We start from the raw sequence: 3126 nt of genomic DNA, 5'->3' as shown, positions 1-3126 counted from the left end.
TTTCGACCTAACTCAGTCAAGGTCAGTGTCTTACATTCAATCAGTGCCTTAGAGGCCAGCATCAAGCTGTTTAATCGTTTTAGGTGAAGTTCTGGGCAGTATTGGTGTAAAGAATGTTGTAGGATATTGGCTTCGCGCATCTTGTTGTCCAAGTGTAGTTTTTAGCGAAACCATTTGATCATGCAACAAGATGCGCTTCCACCCTAATTTGATGATTTATTTGTAAATCATCAGGGGATTCTTCAGAGCAACGTTCCCCCAGCCTGTTGTACGACCATAATAAAGTTTGATAAAAATTATGGGTGTCATGAACGGTAATACCGCTATTGTTTGATAATTTATCTGAGGACGAATTTCAGTTTCTCATAATTAAGTTTGATCATTTTCAAACTCACTTTTGGACAAAAGCGTGTTAGATCCCCAACACTAATTTTTGAGTTTCGGATTAAAATTTCTATGGGTTTAACGTTTGAGCTCAGGGGCAGAGAAAAAGCGCAGCTTTTTCGGAGTCCCCTGGATTGAATGGTTAGGCCGCACGGCTATCCGAAGCAGCGATGTTGCCGGTTTCTGCCTCACCTTTGGATTTATCCCACTCCCGTTTAAGCAATGCCTGCATATCTGTCTCGAATTCTTCTAACTTCGATTTGAGGTCATTTATATTCTTGGTGCGGGCATTTTGAGATATAACAGGGAGCACCAGAAGCAGCTTTGCATCGAGCTTATGGTCTGGGTTTACATTCAGCCTGAGTCGAATCAGAACCCGAGTACGCTCTAGCTCGTATTCGTCATTTTCCCTCGGCGCAACGGCCACACGATTGGATAGCGCGACATATTCAGCAGACAGTTCTCGCATGTCCTTGCGCCATTGAGCTCGCTCATTTGTGACGACTTTCGTGCGAACGTCTAGCTGAACATCCTTTGATTTGCCAAAGGTGCTAAGAATCGAACCGATAAAGCCAAGAACAGCTCCTATCAATGCGCCTACAAATCCGAATATTGCAGCTTCCATATGTGATCCCTTCAGTGCGGCCTAACGTTTGGTTAAGGGGCCGGCTTTAGCCGATCCCTGTGAGCGCAGCGAACGATTTGAACCAGTAGTTAGAACCTTCACTCACCTTTTCCGAACGCATAGCCAAGTGCTAGCGTGATAATTGGAACAAAAACGCTCCATATTTGAACTATTGACTGCAATAGTGCGTCGCCCTCAGATGTCACAAAAAAAGATCGTACAAAAAGAAGAGCACTTAGCCCGGATGCAATGATGAAGCTCCAGGTTATCGTCATCCATATGAATGAGTCTTTTGCATTTCTGCCGGTGCCAATATGCCCGGCAATTTTTCCGGCAATCTCTTTACTTGTAAGTGAGCCGGGTTTTCCTTCAATAGTACTTTCTTTGGTGTCTGGAAGCTTGATAGATCCTTGCATGCTTAAGCTCCCATTAGCATAAATGTGTAGCAGAACTGCCGAATGTCTCCCGAACCAGTCGGGGTGTTTACAAACCATGTGGCGAAGAGTCTTTTTCCTCCGAGAGTCCCAATTTCAATAGGTTCTATTCTTCCCTGGCCTAGCGAGTTGTTGAAGTTATAAAGGCTAATAACTAGTTCATTGTCAATCACTTCCGCGATAAATCGAGAGTCTTCTGAGCTATTCTTGAATTGATATTTTATAACGAGATTGGCTAGTGAAAATTTCACCTCTGGCGCAGTCAAGTGCACAACTCCGGATGCAATGACCTCATATCCCGAGGTGGTGATTTTGAGTGGGTATTCAGAGTGCTGTAACAATGTGACGTTCCCCGATTTTAAAGTTGTGATTCTAACGCCTAAATCAGGTGCGTCGTAGACGTCACCTGGATTTACTTGTGTACGCCCAGCATGGGCATGAACTAATGRGGTGAAAGTCCTCTGTAGGAAGGTCACCGTTCAATAACATSCTGTTATTAAACGTTAACTACTAGCGAATGGCAAGGGCTTATCCGCGAGGATTGGTCTGAAGGAAGCCGCTAGCAAATTTGCGAGCTGATGAACAAGAACATCATATGAGGCGTAGGCTAGAGGTGAGTTGGCACAAGACGACGAAACCACGTGATCTAATGGCCACCGTAAATGATGCAGCAGTGCAARGAAAGTTCATGTTYTTATCTGGGGAGATCTGCTTAACACGCGATCGGTCAWTAACCAGTMAGGCTCTGGTYTATAAGTGCCTTGGCTTTTCARTSTCATCGACTGAAAAGAGCGAACCAGATGAAAACCGATAGCGCATGACGGGGYAACTCGGYATGTGATTAAGCAGAAGTCAGCAGACGGCATAGTAGCCCAACGCCCATCGTAATGGWTGGGATAGCATACCCCGCGTTAGCGTGGTGGGTACATGGTGAAGGCCTGAACATTTAGAAGAAGAGGAGTCTTGTCAAACTTGTYGATACCCACTACGTCGCCAGACGATTACTATCAGCAGCGTATTGATATGCAACCAGCCTTCAACAGCGATTTATTCCAACAACTGCTTCAGCCTGAGAATCTACACCGAGCTTGGCGTCAGGTTAAAGCCAATAATGGCGCGGCTGGTATCGATGGCATGACCATCGAAGCCTTCCCGCTTTGGGTGCAGCAAGGCGGTTGGCAACAGTGTAAATCTCAACTTGAGTTAGGTGAATATCAACCCTCAGCAGTCAGACGCGTAGAGATCGACAAACCCGATGGCGGTAAACGCAAACTGGGTATCCCTAACGTCATTGATCGTGTGATACAGCAATCAATTGCTCAAATTCTCACGCCGTTGTTTGACCCTTCCTTCTCGGCTAATAGCTTCGGCTTTAGATCGAATAGGAATGCCAAACAAGCAGTCTTGCAAGTCAGGGATATCATCAAACATAAACGCAAATTTGCCGTCGATGTTGATCTGTCCAAGTTCTTTGATCGAGTAAATCACGACCTGTTGATGACTCAATTGAGGATCAAGGTACAGGATAAGCGTCTGCTGGCGCTTATTGGTAAATACCTGCGAGCTGGTGTGATGGTCAACGACCAATTTGAAGCAAGCTTCGAAGGCGTGCCTCAAGGCGGCCCACTCTCGCCATTACTCTCTAACATTATGTTGGACAGTCTTGATAAAGAGCTGGAAAGC

4 protein-coding genes and 1 pseudogene are annotated in these 3126 nt (G+C 45.6%); 1 reads left to right on the top strand and 4 read right to left on the bottom strand.

Translation table 11 applies throughout. From position 1 onward, the window contains the following. The 4 genes and pseudogenes from L5M49_RS24895 to L5M49_RS25380 all read right to left on the bottom strand — a co-directional run. Positions 1-140 (bottom strand): annotated as a pseudogene (locus L5M49_RS24895) (IS4 family transposase); the annotation flags it as partial. 386 nt (positions 141-526) lie between these two features. Next, positions 527-1009: a hypothetical protein gene (locus L5M49_RS24890; RefSeq protein WP_263172633.1), complete on the bottom strand. Its 483-nt coding sequence runs from the start codon at positions 1007-1009 to the stop codon at positions 527-529. 98 nt (positions 1010-1107) lie between these two features. Then, positions 1108-1425 carry a hypothetical protein gene (locus L5M49_RS24885; RefSeq protein WP_263172635.1) on the bottom strand — a complete coding sequence of 106 codons (318 nt, stop codon included), beginning with the start codon at positions 1423-1425 and terminating at the stop codon, positions 1108-1110. Between the two features lie 2 nt (positions 1426-1427). Then, positions 1428-1919, bottom strand: coding sequence for a DUF6864 domain-containing function (locus L5M49_RS25380; protein WP_411569123.1), 492 nt, complete (start codon positions 1917-1919; stop codon positions 1428-1430). Positions 1920-2406: 487 nt separating this feature from the next. Here L5M49_RS25380 and L5M49_RS24880 point away from each other — a divergent pair. Continuing rightward, positions 2407-3126, top strand: a 720-nt coding sequence (locus L5M49_RS24880; RefSeq protein ID WP_263266988.1) for a reverse transcriptase domain-containing protein, incomplete at its 3' end; no start/stop codon positions are given.

Source organism: Shewanella sp. SM74, assembly GCF_025653725.1.
Lineage (GTDB): Bacteria > Pseudomonadota > Gammaproteobacteria > Enterobacterales > Shewanellaceae > Shewanella > Shewanella oncorhynchi.
Note: the sequence above shows the minus strand (reverse complement) of the source record. Positions and strands in the feature narration are given on the sequence as shown.